Below are 24,077 nucleotides of genomic sequence, written 5' to 3'. Positions count from 1 at the left end.
ATTGTATGCCGCGAAATTAGTAAGAATTGAATGAAAAGCTGTAACTTTGGCACGTTTATTGTATTAACATATACAATGATGAATGTATATATGAAAGAAAAGACGAGAGTATTTTGCCAGAATTCGTTTGATGACTTGGATGACAATATTGGTATCGTAATGCCAATTCTTACAGAATGCGATGTAGATGAGGATTTCACAGAAGGAATAGAGAAAGTTGGAGACACTATACCCATTCTTCCGTTAAGGAATATGGTACTCTTTCCGGGTGTTGCCTTGCCGGTGATTATCGGGCGTCCTAAATCGATGCGCCTGATTAAAGAGGCTGTACATAAAAAGAGTTTGATCGGAGTTGTTTGCCAGAAAGAGATGGGTACGGAAGATCCTATCTTAGAGGATTTATATACAACCGGGGTAATCGCTGACATCGTTCGTGTCTTAGAGATGCCGGACGGTAGTACTACTGTTATTCTTCAAGGTAAGAAACGCTTTGAATTGAATGAGTTGACCGAGACAGATCCGTATCTTTCCGGTAAGATCACCGTGTTGGAGGACACGAAGCCGGACAAGACAGACCGCGAGTTCGAGGCTTTGATCTCAACGATCAAGGATTTGACCATCAAGATGCTTGGGGCCGTGGCTGAACCTCCCCGGGATTTGATCTTCTCGATCAAGAATAATAAGAATGTCTTGTATGTGGTCAATTTCTCTTGTAGCAATATACCGAGTGGATCGGCCGAGAAACAGCAATTGTTATTGATCGGGGACTTAAAAGAGCGTGCGTATCGGTTACTTTTTATCTTGAACCGCGAGTATCAGCTGGTGGAGTTGAAAGCTTCCATCCAGATGAAGACACATGAGGATATCAATCAACAACAAAAAGAATATTTCCTTCAACAGCAAATCAAGACGATTCAAGAGGAATTGGGCGGGAATATCAATGAGTTGGAGATAAAAGAATTACGGGAGAAAGCCAGTCGTAAGAAATGGCCTGCCGAGGTAGCGCAGGTCTTTGAGAAGGAATTGCGAAAATTGGAACGATTGCATCCGCAATCTCCGGATTATTCCGTACAGACGCAATATGTCCAGAATATCGTTAACTTGCCGTGGAACGAGTATAGTAAGGACAATTTCAACTTATCTCATGCCCAGAAGGTCTTAGATCGTGATCATTATGGTTTGGAGAAGGTGAAAGAGCGTATTATCGAGCATCTGGCGGTATTGAAGCTGAAAGGGGATATGAAATCTCCGATTATCTGTTTGTACGGTCCTCCGGGAGTCGGCAAGACTTCATTGGGGCGTTCCATCGCAGAGGCTTTGCGCCGCAAATATGTACGTGTTTCTTTAGGTGGATTGCACGATGAGGCCGAGATCCGCGGACATCGTCGTACCTATATCGGCGCTATGTGCGGACGTATCATCCAGAATATACAGAAGGCGGGAACATCGAACCCTGTCTTTATCTTAGATGAGATCGATAAGATCACGAATGATTTCAAGGGGGATCCGGCATCCGCTTTATTGGAGGTCTTGGACCCGGAGCAGAATAATGCGTTTCACGATAATTATCTGGATATCGATTACGATTTAAGCAAGGTGATGTTTATCGCTACCGCTAATAATTTGAATACGATTTCCCAGCCATTGCTGGATCGTATGGAACTGATCGAGGTGAGCGGTTATATCATGGAGGAGAAGGTAGAGATCGCAGCGAAGCATCTCGTGCCTAAGCAGATGGATGTACACGGCTTGAAGAAAGGTTCCGTGAAATTCCCCAAGAAAACCTTACAAGTGATCGTTGAAGCCTATACACGCGAGAGCGGTGTCCGGGAATTGGATAAGAAAATCGCCAAAATCATGCGTAAGCTAGCCCGTAAGGTCGCTAGCGACGAGCCTATCCCGACGAGCATTAAGCCGGAGGATTTGTATGAATATCTAGGGGCGGTCGAATATTCCCGCGATAAATATCAAGGGAATGACTATGCCGGCGTGGTTACGGGATTAGCTTGGACGGCTGTTGGTGGTGAGATTCTTTTCGTGGAGTCGAGCTTAAGTAAAGGTAAGGGATCAAAGCTTACTTTGACCGGGAATCTGGGGGATGTGATGAAAGAGTCTGCCATGTTGGCACTTGAGTATATCCATGCGCATGCGGCTCAGTTTAATATCAACGAGGAGTTGTTCGAGAACTGGAATGTGCATGTCCACGTACCGGAGGGGGCGATCCCGAAAGACGGACCGAGTGCCGGAATAACGATGGTGACTTCTCTTGTCTCCGCCTTTACTCAGCGTAAGGTGAAAAAGAACTTGGCTATGACAGGCGAGATCACGTTGCGTGGCAAAGTGCTTCCCGTGGGAGGTATCAAAGAGAAGATCTTGGCGGCTAAACGTGCCGGGATTAAGGAATTGATTCTTTGCAAGGAGAATGAGAAGGATATCAATGAGATCAAACCGGAGTATTTGAAAGGCTTGGTGTTCCATTATGTGAGTGATATTCAACAGGTGGTGGATCTTGCGTTGCTGAGAGAAAAGGTGGATAATCCCTTGTTCTGATAACGACTTTTTAGGCATATATAGGTGTGGGCTTATACGTATATACGTGTAGGCCCATATTAGTATTGGCGTAAGCCTATACGTATATACGTGTGGGCCTACGCCGATATAGGTGTTTTTAAGGGAAGCGTATACTTTTATTTAGAGCATTTCTGTAAGAATTCCAAACTGTTGCGTATCTCTTGGATATCGGATTTGAAATCATCGTACTCAATGGAGATAAGCCCGTTGAAATGCTGACGCTTCAGCTCGTTGACGAACGCTTTTACGGGTAAGATCCCGGTTCCCCATGTGGCGTCTTCCATCTTGTCGGTGAGGTCTTTCAAATGCGCCACCTTGATGCGTCCGGATAACTTCTGGAGATTCTTGAGCGGATCTTCACCCACCCGTTTCCAATGGCCGATATCGGCGCATACTCCCATCAAGGGAGAACGGCCTTTCAGCGCTTTCTCTACCACCTCGGCACTTGCGTAAATGCATGGACTCGGATGGTTATGGATCGCTACCTCCATATCGTACTTCTTGGCGAGGGATTCGATGTAGTCCAACTGGTTTAACTCCGGTTCGACAGTCACGATATGTGCGCCTATTTTATGAGCGAATGCGAAGAACTTATCCCATTCCTCGTTAGTCCCATAAGAGGCTACACCAAAGGCGATCGGCTTGATTCCCCTTTTCTTGAACTCATGGCGTAATAAAGCGCAGTCATCATCGCTCAAGTCGTAATTTAAATACGTCTCTTTTGGGAACGGAGCGCCCAATTCTTGGAAAAAGAAAGCCTCCGCATACCCCATGCCCAGTTGTTGGGTCTTATCCAAGGTCTCCATCAACGTAAGATTGTGGAAAGTCCAAGTCTGTATACCCACTTTCCAGTCCGCTTTTTGCGCCGCCAGCTGTACGGCCTGCCCAAGGAGCATGACCGTACATAGTGCTAATATAATATATCGTTTCATACTTATACCGGCATTTCCGGAAGGCTCCAGCCTTCACGATAGGTATGTCTGATATATTCGTTGGCAGCCTCTAGCGCATTGAACTCCGCGTATTTCGTATCGAAATAGGGGTGACCGTCTATCACCTTGAAATCATCGCTGGTTACGATCTTCAATACGTCGGAAGAGGATATGTTGGTGAAACGCATGTTTTGGGCGTCCCACATCAATTTCTTGTTCAAGCCTTGCAGACGGATCGCCAATACGCCTAATAACACCATCTCGTTGAATGGTCCGGAATAAGCGAAGTTGGAAGTTCCTTCCACACGGTTCTCAGGAGATTCTTTACAAGCACGGATCCAGTCTTGCTCATGGAAACCGTCGAAGTATCCGGTAGCGTTCGGGATACGGCGCAAATAAGGGGTTACTTGAGGTACACGGCCGGATAATAACCGGGAGTTGAAACCTCCGCAATCGCAGATCAACGTGTCTTTAGTACCTACGAAGATACATCCACCCAAACCGTCACGCATCATATCTACGCCATCCGGTAATAAGTCCGGACGCTGAGGAAGCATACCGCCATCGTACCAATATACTTTCACCTCCGGTAAGGCTACCTTTGGAAGATTATCACGAGCCGGGAAGCGGAATTCTACCACCTCCGATTGAGGAGCGGATTCCGTATTGATCTGGGTAGAACGGCCTTGTACGCGATCCGGATAACCTAACTTCAAGGATTGGTAAACCGGATCGAGCACGTGGCAAGCCATATCTCCGAAAGCTCCGGTTCCGAAATCCCACCATCCACGCCAGTTCCAAGGGGTATAGATCTCATGGAACGGACGCATGGCGGCCGGGCCGATAAATAAGTCCCAATTCATCGTCTTCGGACAACGTTGTTTTTCGGTTGGGCGCTGTAATCCTTGCGGCCAGATCGGACGGTTGGTCCATGCGTGTACTTCTTTTACTTCACCGATCTCTCCGTTCCAGATCCATTCGCATAATTGACGTACACCATCGCCGGAGTTCCCTTGGTTACCCATCTGGGTCGCTACCTTATATTTAGCGGCGAGTTTTGTCAATAAACGGCTCTCGTAAACGGAGTGGGTAAGCGGCTTTTGGCAATATACGTGCTTCCCCATTGTCAAGGCCGTGGCCGCGATCGTGGCATGAGTATGGTCCGGAGTAGCTATCATGACACCGTCGATCTGGTCACCCAACTCATCGAACATCTTCCGCCAGTCCCAATAACGTTTAGCGTCCGGGAATTCCTCGAAGCAGTTCTTCGCATATTTCCAGTCGATATCGCAAAGCCCGATGATGTTCTCGGTTTTCATGCCGACCAAGTTTGGGTGGCCTTTACCACCGATACCGATACCGACAATATTCATTGTATCACTTGGTGCCTTATGGCCTAATCCAGCGATCGTTTTAGAGGGGACGATTGTTAGACCAGCTGCCGCTACGGCTGCTTTTTTCAGAAAATCTCTTCTTGATTCCATGTTGTATAATTTGTTTTTTAGTAGTTACTGTTAGAAATTGAAACAGGAGGTTACCATTCTATGATCCGAAGGGTAAGGGGAGACTACCACGTCCGAGGTGGCCTCGCTTTCGCCTGTGATAAATGAGTCTGTTACCTTACATCCGGAATATAGTACGAAATCCAGACGGTCTAGTATTTCTTGTTCGCTAGGAACGGGAGTCCATGTATAGCCGGGTGTGGAGACCTCGTCCGGATGGATTGTCCGGTAGGAGTCGTTCATCCCGATCTCAGAGAAAGCCTTGGTTGCCGGCCACTCCACCTTGATCTTGTGGATACCGGCATCGGCGGCCCGTTGTGTCCAGTCCAAGAAAGAAGGCTCGTTAAAATCTCCTGTTAAAAAGACAGGATAACCTTCTTTCATGACTTGCTGTATATCCTTTTGATAACGAGTTACTTCTTCACGCCGGGCCTCGTTGGCGAACCGGACAGCTTCTTCCTCGGTATCGATAAACGGATAATCGCCATAAGGAATCCCATTCAATTGATAAGGTTGATACGGAATATAATATAGATGGCAATTAAACATCCAGCAGAATTTGTCTTTGCCTACTTGTATCTTCACCCCGTAGCGGGAAGCCGTACTGTCGACGACCGGATAACGAGATAAGATATAATGTCCCTCCCCTTGGTTGAAAAGGTGGAAACCTAGGGATTCCGCGATTTCCGGTACATGATCGTGCTTGATGCCGTCTTCTTCATAGATATGCCCTTCTTGGATTCCTACGATATCCGTCTGGCTAGCCTCGATCACTTTCGCTGTCTGGCTAGGGGGAAGCTTTCCCCCTAGGGTATTCAACCAAATATTGAAACTGCTGACTTTTACCGTTGCCGGCTTGTCGCTACATGCGCTCAATGCACAACAAAGTATGGCTACGCAGCATAAAATTTCACTTATCTTCCTCATGTTTCTCTGGTATTTACAGGAACAAATATATTAAATGTCCCGTTCTTTTCACTACTAAGACTTCTTAATTTATTTTACCATCGGCCAAGGAAACTTCGATACAAGCTGGATGCGTTGACCTGTAGCTTGTGATTTTCGGGCGGCCTCGATAATCTCTAATACGTGTAACGCATGCTCGACATTTATACGTGGTTCCGTGTTTAATGCCATGTGTTTGCTGATATCGGAAGCTCCTTCTTGCCAAACATAGCCATTGGTGTCCGGAACGAAACGTTGGGGTACCGGATGATCCATCGTCGATAAGTCCACCCCGTTTGGTGCCCAGTCGTAACCTACCATATGCATATTGCCGTGTGAACCGTATAAGGAGATCGTCGCTTTCTCCTGTCCTTTACCTAAATGTCCGTATGGATCGAAATAATTGAAACCACACTCGATATGAGAAAGGACTCCCTTTTCGTGTTCCATGATAATCATGGCATTATCTTCTTCTCGAACTTTGATTTTGCCCTTATCGTCTACGGTTCTCTCCGGGGTTACGATTGTAGTCATGGCAACAACGGATTTAGCCGGTCCCAATAATCCGGTTAGGGTAGCGATGTTATAGACTCCTAAGTCGGGCATACTGCCACCTAGCGGTTCGTAGAAGAAAGCGGACCAAGAAGGACCTTCATGCCCGTAATGTCCGTGCGCACATGCCAGATTACCTAGGGTTCCTTTATTGATTTGTTCGGCCATAAAGGCAAATTGAGGACTGTTTACAACGGCAGGCGCACCCCAGATACGAAGTCCCTTGCTCGTAGCGAGATCGTATAATTCTTTGCCTTCCTTATAGGAATTCGCCAAAGGTTTCTCGCTCCAGACATTTCTTCCCGCCATCAAAGCCTTACGGTTCAACTCTCCGTGAACCTGCATATCGGTCAATGTAAGCATCAAGTCGAACTTGGAACCGCTAAGCATATCATCGATATGCTTGTACCATTTAGGTATATTATATTGCTTGGCCGCCTTTTGAGCACGATCCGGTTTGATATCGCAACAAGCCACGATTTCTACATACGGGCATTTCGATATATGGGGAAAATATTGGGTAGATACACTTCCGCAACCGATAACGGCTACTTTCACCTTTTTACCTTCCGATTCGAATTTCTCCGCATAGGCGGAAAGAGGGGATAGTAGTGACGCTAGACTTGCTGCGGCAGATACTTTAAAGAATTCTTTTCTATTCATGGCATTGATTTCTTAATACAATTAGTCTAAATCCTTAATCTTCACATTCTTGAAATATACTTTACTTCCATGGTCCTGAAAACAAAGTTTACCGGTGGTAGAGATACCGTAATCGGGGAAAGCTTCCCATTTACCGCTATAACGACGCATCTTCCAATCTTCGGACCCTTCTTGAAAAGAGAAAAGTTTTTCTCCGTTCAGCCAGTGCTCAACATATCCATCCTTGTAAAGTACCATAGAGGAGTTCCATTCTCCCGGAGGGTTCACCTGTTTGGTTTCCGGTACATACATAGCGTAGTTGCAACCCGTTTTCTGCCAGTCTTCCAATCCCTCTTTTCCGGTCTCGCTGACCCAAGGATAGTTATCGTCATCGATCAACTGGTATTCCGGGCCGGTTTCAAAAGGAGCTTTGTACTTAGGCCCTTCTTGTACGTGATATAAGAATCCTGAGTTTCCTTGCGCCCCGATTTTCCAATCCCATTTGATCTGGAAGTTATGGTAATTCTTAACGGTAACGATATCGGTACTTACCTTGATCGTGGTATCCGCTATCACGTCACCACCGTTTCCGTAGCCGACGATCACCCCGTCTTCTACCTGCCATCCCTTGACATCACCCCCGTTGAACATTTTCCAACCGGTAAAATCCTTGCCATTGAATAACAAGGTGTAGCCTTCCGCTTTTTCCTCCTCAGTCAATACATTATCTTTTACTTCTGTGGATGAGGAACGACTTCCACATGCAACCATACACATCCCGTAAATGGTTACTAGAAAAATAGATACGATCTTTTTCATATATTAGAATATTTAGTTTAATTATCTCCTTATGATAACGCCATTTGATATGGTTTATTTGTTCATTGGCAAAAATACTGCACATAAAGGATTTGGATAATAGAGTATCTAGCTAAAAAAAATGGATTATCTTTGCGTTATTCAGTAACCATCTAAAAGTTCTGGTTTATGGCGAAAATAAAGCATGGTTTTTCCGGTCAGCGATTGATTGTCTATCCTTTCTACGTTATAGAACAAGCGTTGAACAACCCGTTAGTCGCGGACTTGGTCGTACACTCTATGGGGTATTTTCCGAAGGCGGAAAGCCATTATATTGATCGTGCGTCCGGTTGTGGAGAGTACCTTTTAATTTATTGCACCAAAGGAGAGGGTTGGTACGTGTTGGATGGAAAACGATATGTCGTACCCGAGAATCATTTTTTCATCCTCCCGGCAGAGAAGCCCCATCAATATGGTTCGAGCGAGCATGATCCTTGGTATATTTATTGGGCACATTTTAAAGGGAAAAAGGCGAAGTATATCAGTGATCAACTGCAAGGGGTGATCCCGATCGACATGGATGATAATTCCCGTATCGGCGATCGTATCGCCTTCTTCGATGAACTATTGAACGTGTTGGAGAGCGGGACGGATGAGGCTACGGTTAATTATGTCAATTTAAGTTTCAATCATTTGATCGCCTCTTTCCTCTATGTGAAGACGTATAGGGAGGCTAAATTCTCCAAAAGCAAGGCGGAGAATACGTTCTTTATTAGTTTGGCGACCCACTTCATGACGGAGAATCTGGAAAATAAATTGACATTAAAGGAATTGGCCTCTCATTTCGGCTATTCGGAATCTTATATGTACAGGCTTTTCTTCAAGGAAACCGGCTATGCGCCGATGAATTATTTCTTACATATGAAAATAGACCGGGCTTGCCAGCTATTATTACATACAAATATGAAAATCAATCAGGTCGCCTTGAAACTGGGCTTTGACGATCCCTACTATTTCAGCCGTATCTTTAAGAAGATAGTAGGTACATCGCCCAAGGATTACCGGCACTCGTTGCCGAAGTGAGATATTTACGATGAACCTAAACGGGAGCTTAGGGCTGGCGGTATTTATTCCGGTCGGCTTCCGTTATTTCCCGGATTACACGGCAGGGATTGCCGGCAGCTATGACATTGGCCGGAATATCTTTGGTTACGACGCTTCCTCCGGCGATTACCGTGTTATCGCCAATGGTCACCCCGGGAAGGATACAGGCTTGCGCCCCGATCCATACGTTATCGCCGATAGTCACGGGAAAAGCGTATTCCAGACCTTCATTACGTTGCTTTACGTCAAAAGGGTGGCCGGCGGTATAGATGCCTACGTTCGGGGCGATGAACGCGTTATTGCCGATACGAACTTTCGCTCCATCCAAGATAACGAGATTCACGTTGGCGAAGAAATTATCCCCAATCTCGATATTATAGCCATAATCGCATTGGAAAGGGGATAGGATAACGGTGTTCTTCCCTTTCTTGCCTAGAAAAGAGGTTAGGATCCGATCTTTTTCTTCCTCTTGGTCGGGGGGCAATTGGTTGTATTTGAAAAGGACGCATTTCGCTCTTTTCATCTCATCTTGAAGCTCACTATCATGATTCGCATTGTATAATAGACCTTCCGCCGCTTTCTCTTTTTCTGTTTTCATATGTCTCTTACTAAGATTTATAAAACGATGATTTGCGCGAAGATACTATTTTATTGGGAGGAGTTTATCCTCCGATTCGTATTTCCAAACCCATTTTTTCCCCCATCTCCTTAAAGGGGAACAGCTCTTCTTTGGCTAGCATTTGCTCGCAGGGATAAGGATAGGTGAGACCTAATTGCTCGTATTTATCTTTGCCCAATGTATGGTAGGGAAGCAGGTGTACGCATTTGATACGATTTTCTTTCGCCAGCATGAATATTTCCCGAAGCGTATTCTCATTGAAATTGAAACCGGGGATTACCGGTACACGGATCGTTACTTTATTAGCGCTCTTACTGGATATATACCGTAAATTCGTGAGGATCGTATCCAAGTTCGCTCCGGTTTCTTTCTGAAGTAAATCCTTGTCCGTATGTTTGATATCGAACAAGAACAAATCGATAAGCGGAAGCGCTTGCTTTATCTTATCAAGATTCACTTGCCCGCAAGTCTCCACGGAGGTATGCAGTTTCTCGTTCTTGCATTGGATCAGCAAATCCATCAATCCCTCGAATTGCGTGAAAGCTTCGCCACCGGAAAACGTAACCCCTCCACCGGAATTCAGGTAATAATCCCGGTCACGTAAAAGGATTTCCATGATCTCGGATGAGGTAATAGATTCACCGACAAACTTAATGGCGTTCTGCGGGCATATACGCTCGCAAGCCTTGCAGGCTACACAGGCCTGACGATTAAACACCGGAAAATGGTCTTGGATGGCGATATTGCCCCGTGGACAAATCGCCTCGCAACGTCCGCATCCGATACATTTATTCTTGACATGGAGCAGATGCGGTTTCCTTTTCTGGGATTCCGGATTGGAGCACCATGGACAATGTAAAGGACACCCTTGAAGGAAAACGACGGTCCGGATGCCCGGGCCGTCGTGAACGGCGAACCGTTCGATCTCCATGATTGATAACCTATTCTCGCTAACCTTATATTTATTCATCATATAATACCCTGCTTAAAAGTTCCTGTTGAATATTGGGAGATAAATCGACGAATACCGCGGAGAACCCGCTTACCCGGACGATTAGGTCCGGGTAATTTTCCGGGTGCTCTACCGCGTCTTCTAAAACTCCCTTATCTACTACAGTCACCATCAAATGGCAACCCCCTTTCGCAAAATAAGTCTTGAACAGGCTCTTGATGACAGCCCTGTTCTCGTTGAACATGGAAGGAGAAAACTTAATGTTTTGTACCGAGCCTCCATGATACTTGGCGTCGAACTTCGCCAAGGAATTCAGCATGGCCGTGGGGCCGCTTTTATTCGCTCCCCCTTGCGGATTATTGGCAGGATTCATATACATGCACGATAATCGTCCGTCGGGTGAGGCGGCGGTCCGGTTTCCCCATTCCGTGTTTAATTGATTATTGCTGATAACGATCAAGAAGTATTGCATACCGATGGCGATACCGCGATCGCGTACGCCTTTCGCTACGAACTCGTACAAATCGTTGGCCATCGTATCGGCAGTCTCAAGGTCGTTACCATATTTATCACAGTTCAGGCAATCTTTTCGTAAAGCCTCATAGCCGTTGAAATTAGCTAGCATGGCATCATTCAATTGCCGTAACGTGTATTTTTTTTGATTGAATACCAGATCCCGGATCACCCACAGGGAATCGGAAGTGTTGATATTGCCATACGTCTCGTTTGTCCCGCCTAGATAACGTACGCCTCCGTCCAAAAGCGCTTTTCCCCGTGCGATGCAATCATCGGTCAATAGGCTGGTAAACAAGAAACTTACGTGCTGGTTCATCACCTCATACGAATGGTATTGGGCTTTGACAGACAGATCCAGATAATAATCGAGTAAAGCCTTGTAACCGTCATAGAATTCCTCGAATGTCTGATACTCCTCTAATTTCTTTAGAGATACCGGCCCGGATTTACGTTTACCGTCAATCGGGTCGATACCATCATTCATATAAATCGTAAGTAGTTTTAGTAAATTGATGCAGATGTTGGGCGTACCCGTACTCTGTCCTTGTATCACGAACTCGGTACAACCGAAAGGCACGTATTGTTCCGCCGTTTTCTCGTCTACACGCATTCCGTACATGACGGCCGGGACGTTTACATCATCATTGTAAAGGGTCGGGTAAGTAGCTCCCGCACCCAAAGCGTCCAACGCTTCGTCCCAGATTTCCTCGGAGGTCTCTTTATCGAAGCGCAAGGTGAATTGCGGCTCTACATATCTGCAATTTTTCGCTACTTTCATGGCGATATGCAGGAATACGTCGGCCTCTTTCGGGTGTTTGCGTCCTTTACCGCCTACGATGATACGTCCGTTTACGGTGGTACGGCGATTCTCAATCATGGTCCAAAGCGAGTGGATATATCGGTATGCCTCTTCGTCGGTCAATCGCCCGGACTTGAGATCGGCTACTAAATAAGGGCCTAGATAATCATCCAGACGACCGTAGTTTATAACACCGGCCAACAAGGCGAATAACCAGAATAACTGCATCGCTTCATGGAACGTACCGGGTTTCTTCTCCTTGATGTTCTCTAGGGCTTGGCAGATACGCTCCAATTCTTTTTGCCTTTTCTCGTCGGCTGAAGCCATTTGCTCTCTAGCGTCTTGCTGGAGATGAGAAGCACAATCTACAAAAATATCCAGACATTGGATGCCTGCTTTGTAAAAGTTATTATCGGGTTGCTCTTTGAGTTTCTCCAGTAAATCAGAGCGAAGGCCACCGATGCCCTTATCCAATAGTTTCGGGTAATCCAGCATCATACCGGATAGACGTGCGGTAGCGATCATCGGGTACTCGCAGTCGATGAACATACCCAATGTATCCTCGGTGAGGACCTCCTTGTTGAATTGGGTCTTTAAATCGTGATCCAACCAATAATCATATAACGCATCCACCCGTTTTCGTTCAGTTTCATCCAGTTGTAGCTGGAAGGCACGGAGTTTCTTGAATACGCAATAATGCCCGACACCCCCTAATGAGGTTACGCATCCGAACCCGATCGGTAGGAAGTCCGTACGTCCGGCGATCAAGTCTTGATTCGTGATCTTGCGAAATAGCGTGGGGTATAAAACTTTCAGGCATTCCACTTCACGTATCTCTTTGGGTAGGGCGGCACAGGCTTTATGGACTGCCGTATACCGCTCCATGATCTCCAGTTGTACGATCAGAGGTTTCTCGCAAGGTATTTTCTTGCTGATCTCTACGTTTTGCGCCCCTTCTACATTGAAATTTGCCATATGATTATTGTTGTTAATATTGTGTAGAGACGGGGCATGCCCTATCTCTACAAGCAGATGATTTTTTAATGTTTGCTTCTTTCGGCTTCCCGCCAGTTATTTTGGTAACCGGTTAGTAAGTCCGTAAAACGTTTCGTGATCAAGTGCGGACGGGTGATCGCGCTACCTACTACTACGGAATGAGCTCCGAGGAAGATACATTTCATGGCATCTTCCGGCGAGTAGATATGCCCCTCCATAATGACATAGGCTTTGTCTTTAAAGTCACGGCACATACGGGCGAATTCTCGTAAATCCGGTTGCTCGATATGCTTGGTTGCTTCCGTATATCCATATAAGGTAGGGCCAACGATATCGGCTCCCATTTCTACGGCACGTACAGCTTCCTCATAATTAGAGACATCCGCAAAAATGATAGCTTCCGGTATCTCTTTCTTGACGATTGGTAGCAATTCGTATGCAGGGCGGCCTTCATGGGTTATTTGGCTCGTACAGTCCAAGGCGATAATCTCGGCTCCGGCTTCCCATACGGCTTTAGCGGCCTCTAAGGTTGGGGTGATAAACACATCCGTGTCATCGTGCCAGATTTTCCAAAGCCCGATTACTGGTAAATCCACTTCTTTTTTAATCGCCTTGATCTGCTCTGGATCGTTGGCACGGATACCCACGGCTCCTCCCCATTGGGCGGCTTTTGCCATTTTTACGACAAAGTCTACTGAAAAAGTCGGATCATCGTGTTGTACTTGACAGGATACGATCAGTCCTCCCTTGAATGAATCTAAAAGTTCTTTCTTATTTGTTTTCATATTTTTTTTCGTTACATCGTTTTCTCTAAAAGCGCGGCGCCGATTATTCCGGCGTCATTTCCTAATTCCGCACGGATGACTTGGGGGATACCTATTTCCTCGGCGGCGAAGGTACAAGTATGTAGTTTCTCGTTTAAAGGTTTCAACAGCAGGTCACCTGCATGTGCGATACCACCCCCTAAGATGATTACTTGCGGACGGAAGATGGTTATGAACGTGGAGATTCCGGCGGCCAGTTTACTGATATAGTCATCGACGATCTGTTTAGCGAGGGAATCCCCTTGTTTAGCGGCCTCGAAAAGGATTTCTCCATTGACTTTATTTTCGTCTTCGCCGCAAAGTTTCCATATCAAGGTGTCCTTATTCTCTTGTAAGGCCTCTTTCATGATGCGGATTAATGCGGTAGATGAGCAATAAGCTTCCAAACAGCCTTTTTGCCCGCATGTGCAACGTTCGCCATTGTATACCAATTTGGTATGTCCAAGCTCTGCTCCCATATTATCGGCTCCGGAATAAATCCTCTTACCCATGATAATTCCGCCTCCGACTCCTGTTCCTAGCGTTAACATGATGGCATCGGTATATTGGCTGGCCGATCCGGCCAAGACCTCTCCATAGGTCGCGCAATTGGCGTCGTTGGCTATATAAGTAGGCAATGAAATATGCTTCTTTAAATAGTCGTAGATGGGGACATTCTTCCATCCGAAACAATTGGCATGTACCAAAAGGTTCGTCTTTGGATTTACGTAACTGGGCATGCCGATGCCCCAAGAAGAGATGTCTTCCATTTGCAAGCCTGCTTTGAGAACCGCTTTTTTGCTGACTTCCGCCATGTCGGCGGTGATCTCCTCGATCGTGCGTCCGGCTTGTGTCGGTATACTCTCCTTTGCGATAATCTGGTGATTCTCATCTACTACGCCAGCGACCATATTGGTACCGCCAACGTCCAGACCGAGATAATACTTGGTGCTTTCCATCTTTGCTCTTTATTTTATGAGGTCAATAGAGTGAATTATTTGTTGGCAAAGATAAAGGAGTTACCCGCCCTAGACAATGTGAGGTTTAGCCTAAAATAATGGACTATTTTTGCATAAGTGCTCTTGTTGGTTAATGTGGCAATATAAAAAAAGGACCGGACGATGGGTATCGAACGGTCCTTTCTTTAATCTTTATGTCGTATGCTGTTATTCAGCTTCTTTTTCAGCAGCTTCCTTTTCTGCCGGAGCATCTTCCGGGGTGAAGTCAGTGATACCTGCGTTGATCAAGATGTTATACCAAGAGAGTAGTTTCTTGATGTCGCTCGGATAAACACGCTCACGATCATAGCTAGGCAATACCTCGGCAAAGTACGCACGCAATTGGTCCGTCGTGGCTTTAGAAGGTACTAAAGAGGCGGCTTTTCCCTCTTCTTTATTCTTTACGCTAGTCAATACCTCATGCAAAGGCACTTCTGTTTCATCCGTATAGATTGCGATATCGCCTAATGAGATTACTTTATCTTTTGCGTATGCGGGTACTCTCTTGTTATCAGTCAGCGATTCAACGATCAACATGTTTTTTCCATGGGAAACCAGTTTATACAGACCGGGTTTTCCCGAAATAGACAAAATAGTCTTCAACATAATGTTTTTATTTTCTATTAGTGTTAAACTTCGAGGTGGCAAAGGTAATAAGAAAAAGTGGAATTCTTCCGTCATGAGGACAGTTAACTTCGTTGGAGAAGTATCTTAGGTGCATCGACAAAGTATCTTAGGTTCGTTGACGAAGTATCTTAGGTTCATTGGATGATGAAGGTAAGATACTGTAAAAGCCACTCGTCCCGCTATCGGTGATTATTGGGATTGAAGCCAACATAACAGTTTGCCTACTTGCGGTATAAGGGCCTGTCTGTTGTCATTATAGATAACGTAATCGGAGCGATCTTTCTTTTCCTCGTCCGACATTTGGCTGTTGATTCTGCGTTCGATTTCTTCTCTCGAGGCTGAGTCCCTCCCCAAGGCTCTTTCGATGCGGAGTTCTCTTGGGGCATAGACCATCAAGCTTATGTCTACCACTTTGTAGAAACCGGATTCGAATAATATGGCGGATTCGATGGCACATAAAGGGGAAGTCTGTCTCTCTACCCAAGCCGAGAAATGACGGTTTACCTCAGGATGAATGATCTGGTTGACCTGTTGTAATTGTTTCGGATTATTAAAGATGTGGGAGGCTAGAAGTTTCTTGTTCAATCCCTCATTCGTATAAATCTCCGGACCGAAAAGGGCTGTTAATTTCTCACGGATAACCGGGGAGTTATTTGTCAGCCATTTACTTTCCTCGTCCGCTATGTATACGGGTACACCGGATAACGCTAATAAAGAGGCTACGACGGATTTGCCGCTCCCGATCCCTCCTGTAATACCTATTTTAATCATGCTTATTGTTGTGTTCCAAAATAAATTCTACCTTATCTGGCAATAAGGTTGCCGTATGCACCCAGTCTGGTTTCTTGGTGAGTTTGACGGGTAGGGTACCAGATACGTTTTGCTCCAGATCCTCAAAAGGTATATGAATCGAGAACATATCTTCCGAAAGTCCTTTGAATCGGGACAAGGGCACACTGCAAGTCACTTTTACGACCGCCGGAAACATACGTACCGTATAATGTGGCGGTATATGACTGCAAGAGACAGGTATTTCCAATGTCTTCTCCGTGTACTCCTCTATCGGAATCGTGATGGATACACTTTCCGGATCGAAGTTAACGCCGTCTACCTTGATCAGTTGTACGGTTCTCGTAATGTTTTTATTCGCCTTTTTAACCTCGGTGAAGACCGTCTTAACCGAGGTCAGTGTATCCAAGATCGCCGCGGTGGCATAAGCGTTGATCTTTTGAGGGGTGATTCGGATATCCCCGGATAGTTGAAAGCCGGCTTCCAGATGAATATCGCCATTAAAGACGACCGGTATTTCCTTATGGACCCGCTGACTGAAATCCATATCTATTTGTTGCGGATCAAAACTTTGTAATGCCGTAGTGGCTATCAATTGTTTTTGAATATCGTTCTCGATCTGCCTTTTACTTACTTGAACCGAACCATTTTTCTCCTTCGTATTCTTCATGTTCACTTCAATCGGAGCAAACGATCTTCCAAAAGTATAGTTGAGTAAAACGCTACCCTTGTCTTTTACCTTTGCGGTAATCGTTTCCACCTCAGGGGCATTAAACGCTATATCGGCAGGTACGTTCTTATACTTAACCGGAAAAACAAGTTCTATCTCATATTCCTGCTGCAAGCTTTGGAGTAGCCAGAAACCGAAAGCCAAAAGGGCGAAAAAGAAAAAGACCAAGACCTCTTTCCATCTGTCTCCGTGGAAAAAAGCCTTAGTCTTTGCTTGGATAGACTTGAAGGAATTTTGTATGTTCTCAAGTCGTGACATATTCTGTAGTTAGATTATTTCTGCTGCTGAGCGTCTTCCGCTGAAGCGAAAATAGAAGTTTTATCTACACGGATACGTACTCCATCCGCTACCTCGATTAGCATATAAGTATCACCGATCTCTTTGATCTTTCCATAGATACCTCCGGCGGTAATCACTTTATCGCCTGTTTTCAACGCCTCACGTGATTTCTGGATTTCTTTTTGTTTCTTTTGTTGCGGACGGATCATGAAGAAATAGAAGATAGCTACGATAACTACCATCATCAAAATACCGGACCACTGACTTCCTCCAGCTGGAGTTTGAAGTAAAATACTGAGTAAGTTCATACTATAATAATCGTTTTACAAGTTAATATCAATAATGATATGCACAAATGTAATGATAATAATTAATCTTTGAGCAATAACTTCTCTTTTTTTAATTCGTTGACTATTGAATCCAGAATTCCGTTAATGAATGTTCCGCTTTTAGGTGTACTATAATACTTTGCGGCATCGATATATTCATTTAAGGTAACGTTGATGGGAATGGTCGGGAACGATAAAATCTCGGCTAAGGCGACTTGCATGATGATCAAGTCCATATTGGCGATACGTTCGGTTTCCCAATTCTTCATATGTTTGTCGATGCGTTCACGATATTCCTTACCTTTCAACAAACTTTGACGGAATAACTTGATTGCGAAAGCCTTGTCTTCCAAATCCTTGAACATTGGCAATAAGGCTTGTTTGCTACCTTTCTTCTCCTCGAATTTCTTGATAGTCTTCAAGGCGAAAGTCTCTACGATCTCGATATCGTCATTCCAGTAGATGCTTTTATCTTCCAGATATTCCTCTATCATCTCGTTTCCACAGATTATTTTCTTGAAGATCTGGCGCCAGAACTCACGATCCGTCTCGTACGAGTCTTCTTCGTTTTTCAAGTATTCGGCGTAAATCTCAGAACTTAGGATCGTATCCAATACGTTCTTAATGAACTCCTCGTCGTTGCTCCATGAGAGACCTTGCTCGTCTACATACTTTTTCAACGTATCGTTTTCCGCTAATTGAGCGACGAAACGATTGTCTATGAAGCGTGTATTCGGGTTTAACTCCTCGTCGGTAGGCATGTATTTGCACTTCCGGGTGTCAAGGATCCTTCTTTGCAGGTTGGTAACTTCGATAATTAGGAGTAAGAAATAATAATATAAGTCATATGACTTCTGAAGGCTGAAAAGCAATTCGTTTTCCGCAACTTTGAGGTCACCGTTTCCGTTTTGATAGTAAGAGTATACTATCTGTAAAACTTTAATGCGGATTAAAATTCTGTTGATCATCGTTTGAAGGAACTTCTTATTATAAATTAGGCTGCAAAGGTAGTCGTTTTTTCCATAAAAGAATCCGGATTTACTTAATTTTATATGTGTTAGATGATATTTTACAAATTTAGCCTCAATGGGCGTATTTTCGATCGTTAAAATAGTTGCTAATTAAAAAAAAATGCACATATTTGAAGCAAGTTCTATAAAGTGGGTGGGTTTTTAACGAATGTTAGCTGTCATGGAAGAATCAAGGAATAAAAAACATGTTGAAGGTGGCGACAGGGAGATTCTATACTCTAAAGCCATTAAAGCGGGAAAACGGATTTATTATCTGGATGTGAAGAGGAATTTGAAAGATGACCTATTCGTTGCCGTTACGGAAAGTAAGAAAATTCAATCAAAGGATGGTTTGCAAATCTCATTTGAGAAGCATAAGATTTTCCTTTATAAGGAGGACTTTGAGAAGTTCATGGAGGGAATGCAAGATGTAATCAGTTATATCAAGAACTCAAATCTGAAGAAATCCGCAGAAGACGTGGTGGAACCTGAAGAGGAGGAAACGATTCATGGCGATTCCCCAGAGGAGGATATGGCTTCCGGTGATATAAAGTTAGATATTGAGTTTTAATATAACACGAAGAGAAAAAGATAACGGGCTGTTTTACTCATAGAGAGAAACAGCCCGTTATGTGTTAGGAGCTTTCCGCAAAGGAAAATCCTATTCTTTGCTGCGAATTATTCAGCCGGGTGGATAGCCTCTGTAGGACATGCGTCAGCGCAAGTTCCACAATCTGTACACATTTCAGGGTTGATGCTGTATTTATCACCTTCTGAAATTGCTCCTACCGGACACTCATCAATACAAGTTCCGCATGCAATACAATCATCGCTAATTACGTAAGCCATTTTTTTAAACGTTTAAATTGATAACTATTAGTAGGTGCAAAAATATAGCTTTCTTTCTATTTAAAAAATATCTACTGGCTTATTTTCTTCAAAAATCTTCTTTTTTGCAATATCTTTGTCGGGTTTTCGTTATTAAACAAAATAGGTTGAGATTTGAGACGATTATTACTTATATTATATGTGGTAAGCTTGGCTACCATGGGAGCCATGGCTCAAAAGGAAAGGGTGAGGAATCAGCCGTACGCTGATTTGAAATGGCTTCATCTGGGGTTTCATGTGGGTATTCACTCGCAGGATTTGTTATTGACCCATACCGGTGTCATGACCAATGGAGAGACTTGGTTTGCGGAGATTCCTTCTTACTCACCCGGCTTTAGTGTCGGGGTGATCGGAGATATGTATATGAATCCTTATTTCAATTTACGTTTCACGCCTTCTATCCATTTCGGAGATAAGAAATTTAAGTTTCGGGAACAGGCTACGGGAGAGGAATTCATCACGAACGTTCGTTCCAGTTATCTGAATTTCCCCTTAGACGTTAAATATACGGCTTTACGCTTGAATAATTATCGTCCTTATTTGATCGGCGGTATCTATGGCTCCGTGGATATAGGCCGTAAGAAAGGTAATCCGATTCTATTGAAAAGCACGGACTTCGGATTTGAGTTTGGCTTGGGATGTGATATCTATCTACCCTACTTTAAGTTATGCCCGGAGCTGAAATTCTGTTTCGGATTGGTTAACCTATTGGAGAAAGATCGTCCGGACTTGGTAGATCAAGCAAATATCAAATATACGGATGCCTTATCGAAAGCTACATCCCGTATGGTGATCCTGACATTTAATTTCGAATAAATAACTCGATATAGATATAAGCGGCCGGTATAGCCATCATTACGCTATCGAAGCGATCCAGCATGCCTCCGTGTCCGGGTAATACATGCCCGGAATCTTTCACGCCTAACGTACGTTTCATCAAAGATTCGATCAAGTCGCCCCAAGTCCCGAATACTACGATCGTGCCGGCTAATCCAAGCCATGTGTACCAGTTTGTGGCCGGCATGAACCAAGCGAATATTTGGGAGGTTATTAATACGAATGCCAACCCTCCGTAAAAACCTTCCCAGGACTTCTTGGGAGAGATACGTTCGAACAATCTTCTTTTTCCAAGCATAGATCCCACTAGATAAGCTCCCGTATCATTTACCCATACGAAAACGAAAATAGCCAAGGCAAAATAGGGGATATGTACGATCTCGCCCGGCGTATTAGGTACCGATGTAATAAAGTTTAGCAGAGAGAAAGAGCCTGCGCAATAGATTTGACCGAATAAGGTCAATGCCCAGTTATTGATTGGATTACTGGCTTTATCGTAAAGCTCGGTGATCATGGTATACATTAAGAATAAAAGATAGGGGAGAAATATATTGCCTCCAACCAAGCCATTGGCGTAACCGAATGTGGCGGCGAAGAGGTAGGCTCCCCCCAAGGAGCTGACAAATCGTTTGATGGCGGCATTCTCATAATGTTTAACCAATCCGTAGAACTCCCATAGAGAAAGTCCGGTAATGAGTCCAAATACCGTAAGAAAATAATAGGAGTGGAAATAGATCGCACCGACCAATACCGCGACGAAAATAATGCCAGTCAATGCACGTGTAATCAGATTTTTCAAAACAATAGTGTTTTTGCTTGTTTGTAATTTTGGCTGCAAATATAACTAATAAATTGATAATACAGCAATAAGGAAGGCTGGATAGTAACTTTTGATCAAAGATACGCCCCAGCCTTACTTGTTATGAATGTCTTGACTTTGGTCAAGCTATTTTCCCTGTCTTGTTTTCTTCGGTAGGAGTATCGGTTACGTTTTCCGTTGTTGCGTCCGCTTCCGCCTCCTTATCCGCATTCTCCTTGTTCTTTCCGTTAGCCTTTTCCTGCAACTCCAGAATCTCTTGGGAACGGGAGATCCAGGCGCGTTTCCCGAAGATATGCTCTACATCTTCCGAGTAGATTACCTCACGATCCAATAATACCTGCGCAAGTTTACTATGTCCTTCCTTATTCTCGGATAATATCCGTTTTGCCCTGTCGTATTGCTCATTGATGATCTTCTGTACTTCCGTATCGATCAATTTCGCGGTCTCCTCACTATAAGGCTTGGTGAATCCCCAATCCTGTCCGGTGGAGTCGTAATAGTTCAAGTTTGGAAGTTTATCGCTCATACCGAAGTAAACGACCATCGCATATGCTTGTTTCGTGACACGTTCCAAATCGTTGGATGCGCCTGTGGATATTTTTCCCAAGACTAATTCCTCTGCGGCACGTCCTCCTAAAGTAGCGCACATCTCATCCTGCAATTGCTCGCGGGTGGTGATCTGTCTCTCTTCCGGCAAATACCATGCCGCACCTAATGCCTTACCACGGGGAACGATTGTCACCTTAACCAGCGGATTGGCATGTTCCAACAACCAACTTAATGTAGCGTGACCGGCCTCATGGTTCGCGATACATTTACGTTCTTCCTCCGTCGTGATCTTCGAACGTTTTTCAAGACCACCGACAATGCGGTCTACCGCATTCATGAAGTCTTCTTTCTGTACGAATTTCTTTCCGTTACGGGCGGCGATCAAAGCGGCCTCATTACAAACATTAGCGATATCAGCACCCGAGAAGCCCGGAGTCTGCCTTGCTAGGAACTCAGCATCTACGCTTTCATCTATCTTGATCGGACGCAAATGCACCCCGAATATCTCTTTACGTTCATTCAAATCCGGTAATTCAACATGGATTTGTCGGTCAAAACGTCCGGCACGCAACAACGCTTTATCCAAAATGTCCGCACGGTTTGTAGCGGCTAAGATAATAACACCACTGTTAGAGCCGAAACCATCCATTTCGGTCAACAACTGGTTCAACGTGTTCTCACGCTCATCGTTGCTATTCATATTCGCGTTCTTCCCACGGGCACGACCTACCGCATCGATCTCATCAATAAAGACGATGCAAGGAGATTTTTCTTTCGCTTGGCGGAATAAGTCACGCACACGGGAGGCGCCTACACCGACAAACATCTCCACGAAATCAGAACCAGACAAGGAGAAAAACGGCACATTAGCCTCTCCGGCAACAGCCTTCGCCAATAATGTCTTACCGGTTCCCGGAGGGCCTACCAATAATGCACCTTTGGGTATCTTACCTCCTAATTCGGTATATTTTTCCGGATTCTTTAAGAAAGAGACGATTTCCTCTACCTCTTGTTTCGCTTCCGCCAATCCGGCGACATCCTTGAATGTCACCTTACGGTCATTATCTTTATCAAAAAGCTGAGCTTTTGCCTTACCAACGCTGAACACGCCACCCGGACCTGCGCCGGTACCACCGGACATACGTCTCATCAAGAACATCCATACACCGATCAATAAGATAATCGGGCCGAATGAAACCAAGAAATTCCAGATAGCGTCATCGCCTTCCTCGAACCGGACTTGTGTATCGATGTGACTATCGGCTACCGCTTTGTCATAGAAATCGGAAAACTTGTCGGCCGACGGGATCTTTACGTATACTTTCGGAGAAACCCCGATTTTAGAAACGTCCATATTCCCAAAGACCTGTTCAGTCTTTCCATTTTTCACTGTAGCCTCCACCAAGTTCTTCTTGTTGTAGACTGTCATTTTATCGAATACGTTTTCCTGCGCTAGTTTCTGGAACTCTGTCCAGCCTAGCTCTTTCGTTCCCGAAGAATCATTTGTCATGTATAGGGCAACAAGCATGATGAAGATCAACCCGTACATCCAATACAAATTAAAGCGGAACATCTTAGGTTTCCCGCTCTTCGGTGTTTTATTAAACATGTCGTTTTTATTTTCCATAAGAGATTATCATCAAATATTTAGACCGGCTTAATCAATGTTAGGTACTTGTATAACCTTCGAGTCTGCCCAAAGGTTCTCCAAGTTATAAAATGCACGTTGTTCCGGCAAGAATATATGTACAAGAACCGTGCCATAATCCATGCCGATCCATTGAGCGCCCTGTGTACCGTCAATAGACAAAGGCTTCTCATTTGCATTCTTGCGTGCGAAATCCCATACGGAATCGGATAAAGCAGAAACTTGGGTAGGAGTGTTTCCCTCACAAATAACCATATATTGACAAATGGCACCAGAAGTCTGGCTTAAATCTACTGTTACAATATTTTTGCCTCTTTTTTCTTGAAGGCCTTCAACAATCGTTTTTACTAATTCTTTTGTTTGATCCATTTATTTCTATTGATATAATTTTCCAAGTCGCAAATATACTTCTTAATTCGTTACATACGTCTTTTTCTTTCATTAATATATGTGTAATAGCTTGTTTGAGACTATCTCCTCGATCGTTATAAGCTTTTAAAAAAACACGTACGTCTTTTTGAGAAAACATGTACGTGTTTTATCCGAAAGACGTACGTGTTTTTTCTGGACATTTTTTTCGAAAGTTTGTTTGCAAATTTTGAAAAAGTATATACCTTTGCATCCGCTAACAAGAGAGTTGGTGATTTGTTAAATATTGTTCTATGGTGTAATGGTAGCACAACAGATTCTGGTCCTGTTAGTCCTGGTTCGAATCCAGGTAGAACAACGTTTTAGGTTTACTCGACGATTTTGTGGATATTGTTCTATGGTGTAATGGTAGCACAACAGATTCTGGTCCTGTTTGTCCAAGTTCGAATCTTGGTAGAACAACAAGAAAGCCT

23 protein-coding genes and 2 tRNA genes are annotated in these 24,077 nt (G+C 44.4%); 6 read left to right on the top strand and 19 right to left on the bottom strand.

Features of this window, described 5'->3' with window-relative positions; translation table 11 throughout:
* Window positions 1-78: 78 nt before the first annotated feature.
* Window positions 79-2,550, top strand: coding sequence for an endopeptidase La (gene lon / locus CI960_RS14475; protein ID WP_005854849.1), 2,472 nt, complete (start codon window positions 79-81; stop codon window positions 2,548-2,550).
* 137 nt (window positions 2,551-2,687) lie between these two features.
* Here lon and CI960_RS14470 read toward each other — a convergent pair whose 3' ends face one another.
* From CI960_RS14470 to CI960_RS14450, 5 genes are all read right to left on the bottom strand, one after another.
* Window positions 2,688-3,503 (bottom strand): sugar phosphate isomerase/epimerase, encoded by an 816-nt coding sequence (locus CI960_RS14470; protein ID WP_034527255.1) that lies wholly within the window; start codon window positions 3,501-3,503, stop codon window positions 2,688-2,690.
* A 2-nt stretch (window positions 3,504-3,505) separates the two neighbouring features.
* Window positions 3,506-4,987 carry a Gfo/Idh/MocA family oxidoreductase gene (locus tag CI960_RS14465; RefSeq protein ID WP_005854853.1) on the bottom strand — a complete coding sequence of 494 codons (1,482 nt, stop codon included), beginning with the start codon at window positions 4,985-4,987 and terminating at the stop codon, window positions 3,506-3,508.
* Between the two features lie 30 nt (window positions 4,988-5,017).
* A complete protein-coding gene (locus CI960_RS14460; protein ID WP_005854855.1) occupies window positions 5,018-5,932 on the bottom strand; it encodes an endonuclease/exonuclease/phosphatase family protein in 915 nt (304 codons plus the stop codon).
* Window positions 5,933-6,001: 69 nt separating this feature from the next.
* Window positions 6,002-7,165, bottom strand: coding sequence for a Gfo/Idh/MocA family protein (locus CI960_RS14455; RefSeq protein ID WP_005854857.1), 1,164 nt, complete (start codon window positions 7,163-7,165; stop codon window positions 6,002-6,004).
* Window positions 7,166-7,186: 21 nt separating this feature from the next.
* The gene (locus tag CI960_RS14450) at window positions 7,187-7,963 is read right to left on the bottom strand and encodes a DUF1080 domain-containing protein (protein ID WP_005854859.1); all 777 of its coding nucleotides are present in this window, start codon (window positions 7,961-7,963) and stop codon (window positions 7,187-7,189) included.
* 168 nt (window positions 7,964-8,131) lie between these two features.
* Here CI960_RS14450 and CI960_RS14445 point away from each other — a divergent pair, with 168 nt between their 5' ends.
* Window positions 8,132-9,025 (top strand): AraC family transcriptional regulator, encoded by an 894-nt coding sequence (locus CI960_RS14445; RefSeq protein WP_005854860.1) that lies wholly within the window; start codon window positions 8,132-8,134, stop codon window positions 9,023-9,025.
* 28 nt (window positions 9,026-9,053) lie between these two features.
* Here the strand turns inward: CI960_RS14445 and CI960_RS14440 are convergent, their stop codons facing one another.
* From CI960_RS14440 to nusB, 10 genes are all read right to left on the bottom strand, one after another.
* Window positions 9,054-9,644 (bottom strand): sugar O-acetyltransferase, encoded by a 591-nt coding sequence (locus tag CI960_RS14440; RefSeq protein ID WP_005854862.1) that lies wholly within the window; start codon window positions 9,642-9,644, stop codon window positions 9,054-9,056.
* Between the two features lie 64 nt (window positions 9,645-9,708).
* A complete protein-coding gene (locus tag CI960_RS14435) occupies window positions 9,709-10,638 on the bottom strand; it encodes a glycyl-radical enzyme activating protein (protein ID WP_005854864.1) in 930 nt (309 codons plus the stop codon).
* Window positions 10,628-12,907 carry a pyruvate formate lyase family protein gene (locus tag CI960_RS14430; RefSeq protein ID WP_005854866.1) on the bottom strand — a complete coding sequence of 760 codons (2,280 nt, stop codon included), beginning with the start codon at window positions 12,905-12,907 and terminating at the stop codon, window positions 10,628-10,630. Before CI960_RS14430 ends, CI960_RS14435 begins: the two co-directional genes overlap by 11 nt.
* Window positions 12,908-12,972: 65 nt before the next feature.
* Window positions 12,973-13,713, bottom strand: a complete 741-nt coding sequence (locus tag CI960_RS14425; protein ID WP_005854869.1) for an N-acetylmannosamine-6-phosphate 2-epimerase — start codon at window positions 13,711-13,713, stop codon at window positions 12,973-12,975.
* An 11-nt stretch (window positions 13,714-13,724) separates the two neighbouring features.
* Window positions 13,725-14,690 (bottom strand): ROK family protein, encoded by a 966-nt coding sequence (locus CI960_RS14420; RefSeq protein ID WP_005854871.1) that lies wholly within the window; start codon window positions 14,688-14,690, stop codon window positions 13,725-13,727.
* 207 nt (window positions 14,691-14,897) lie between these two features.
* Entirely contained in the window at window positions 14,898-15,335 is a 438-nt protein-coding gene (locus CI960_RS14415; RefSeq protein WP_005854873.1) for a DUF5606 domain-containing protein, read from the bottom strand.
* A gap of 210 nt (window positions 15,336-15,545) precedes the next feature.
* Window positions 15,546-16,127: a dephospho-CoA kinase gene (coaE, locus tag CI960_RS14410; protein WP_005854875.1), complete on the bottom strand. Its 582-nt coding sequence runs from the start codon at window positions 16,125-16,127 to the stop codon at window positions 15,546-15,548.
* Window positions 16,120-17,133, bottom strand: coding sequence for a YbbR-like domain-containing protein (locus CI960_RS14405; protein ID WP_005854877.1), 1,014 nt, complete (start codon window positions 17,131-17,133; stop codon window positions 16,120-16,122). The genes coaE and CI960_RS14405 overlap by 8 nt, the downstream gene beginning before the upstream one ends.
* A gap of 14 nt (window positions 17,134-17,147) precedes the next feature.
* Window positions 17,148-17,462 carry a preprotein translocase subunit YajC gene (gene yajC / locus CI960_RS14400; RefSeq protein WP_005854879.1) on the bottom strand — a complete coding sequence of 105 codons (315 nt, stop codon included), beginning with the start codon at window positions 17,460-17,462 and terminating at the stop codon, window positions 17,148-17,150.
* A gap of 62 nt (window positions 17,463-17,524) precedes the next feature.
* Entirely contained in the window at window positions 17,525-18,451 is a 927-nt protein-coding gene (nusB, locus tag CI960_RS14395) for a transcription antitermination factor NusB (RefSeq protein WP_005854882.1), read from the bottom strand.
* 223 nt (window positions 18,452-18,674) lie between these two features.
* Between nusB and CI960_RS14390 the strand changes: the two genes are divergently transcribed.
* On the top strand, window positions 18,675-19,064 hold the full coding sequence (locus CI960_RS14390; RefSeq protein ID WP_005854884.1) for a PUR family DNA/RNA-binding protein: 390 nt from the start codon (window positions 18,675-18,677) through the stop codon (window positions 19,062-19,064).
* 107 nt (window positions 19,065-19,171) lie between these two features.
* Here the strand turns inward: CI960_RS14390 and CI960_RS14385 are convergent, their stop codons facing one another.
* Window positions 19,172-19,342 (bottom strand): DUF362 domain-containing protein, encoded by a 171-nt coding sequence (locus tag CI960_RS14385; RefSeq protein WP_005854886.1) that lies wholly within the window; start codon window positions 19,340-19,342, stop codon window positions 19,172-19,174.
* Window positions 19,343-19,495: 153 nt separating this feature from the next.
* Here CI960_RS14385 and CI960_RS14380 point away from each other — a divergent pair, with 153 nt between their 5' ends.
* Window positions 19,496-20,197: a porin family protein gene (locus tag CI960_RS14380; protein WP_008778155.1), complete on the top strand. Its 702-nt coding sequence runs from the start codon at window positions 19,496-19,498 to the stop codon at window positions 20,195-20,197.
* Here the strand turns inward: CI960_RS14380 and CI960_RS14375 are convergent.
* The 3 genes from CI960_RS14375 to rsfS form a co-directional block, all read right to left on the bottom strand.
* Window positions 20,184-21,017, bottom strand: coding sequence for a phosphatidate cytidylyltransferase (locus CI960_RS14375; RefSeq protein WP_005854890.1), 834 nt, complete (start codon window positions 21,015-21,017; stop codon window positions 20,184-20,186). The genes CI960_RS14380 and CI960_RS14375 overlap by 14 nt on opposite strands.
* 142 nt (window positions 21,018-21,159) lie before the next feature.
* Window positions 21,160-23,214, bottom strand: a complete 2,055-nt coding sequence (ftsH, locus tag CI960_RS14370; protein ID WP_005854893.1) for an ATP-dependent zinc metalloprotease FtsH — start codon at window positions 23,212-23,214, stop codon at window positions 21,160-21,162.
* Between the two features lie 30 nt (window positions 23,215-23,244).
* Entirely contained in the window at window positions 23,245-23,604 is a 360-nt protein-coding gene (gene rsfS / locus CI960_RS14365; RefSeq protein WP_005854895.1) for a ribosome silencing factor, read from the bottom strand.
* 287 nt (window positions 23,605-23,891) lie between these two features.
* On the opposite strand from rsfS, the gene CI960_RS14360 reads away from it, so the two are divergent.
* Together CI960_RS14360 and CI960_RS14355 are read left to right on the top strand one after the other, a co-directional pair.
* A tRNA-Gln gene (locus CI960_RS14360) sits at window positions 23,892-23,962 on the top strand.
* A 33-nt stretch (window positions 23,963-23,995) separates the two neighbouring features.
* Window positions 23,996-24,066, top strand: a tRNA-Gln gene (locus CI960_RS14355).
* Window positions 24,067-24,077: the final 11 nt, after the last annotated feature.

The organism is Parabacteroides sp. CT06 (genome assembly GCF_002257605.1).
In the GTDB taxonomy this organism is placed as follows: Bacteria; Bacteroidota; Bacteroidia; order Bacteroidales; family Tannerellaceae; genus Parabacteroides; species Parabacteroides distasonis.
Note: the sequence above shows the minus strand (reverse complement) of the source record. Positions and strands in the feature narration are given on the sequence as shown.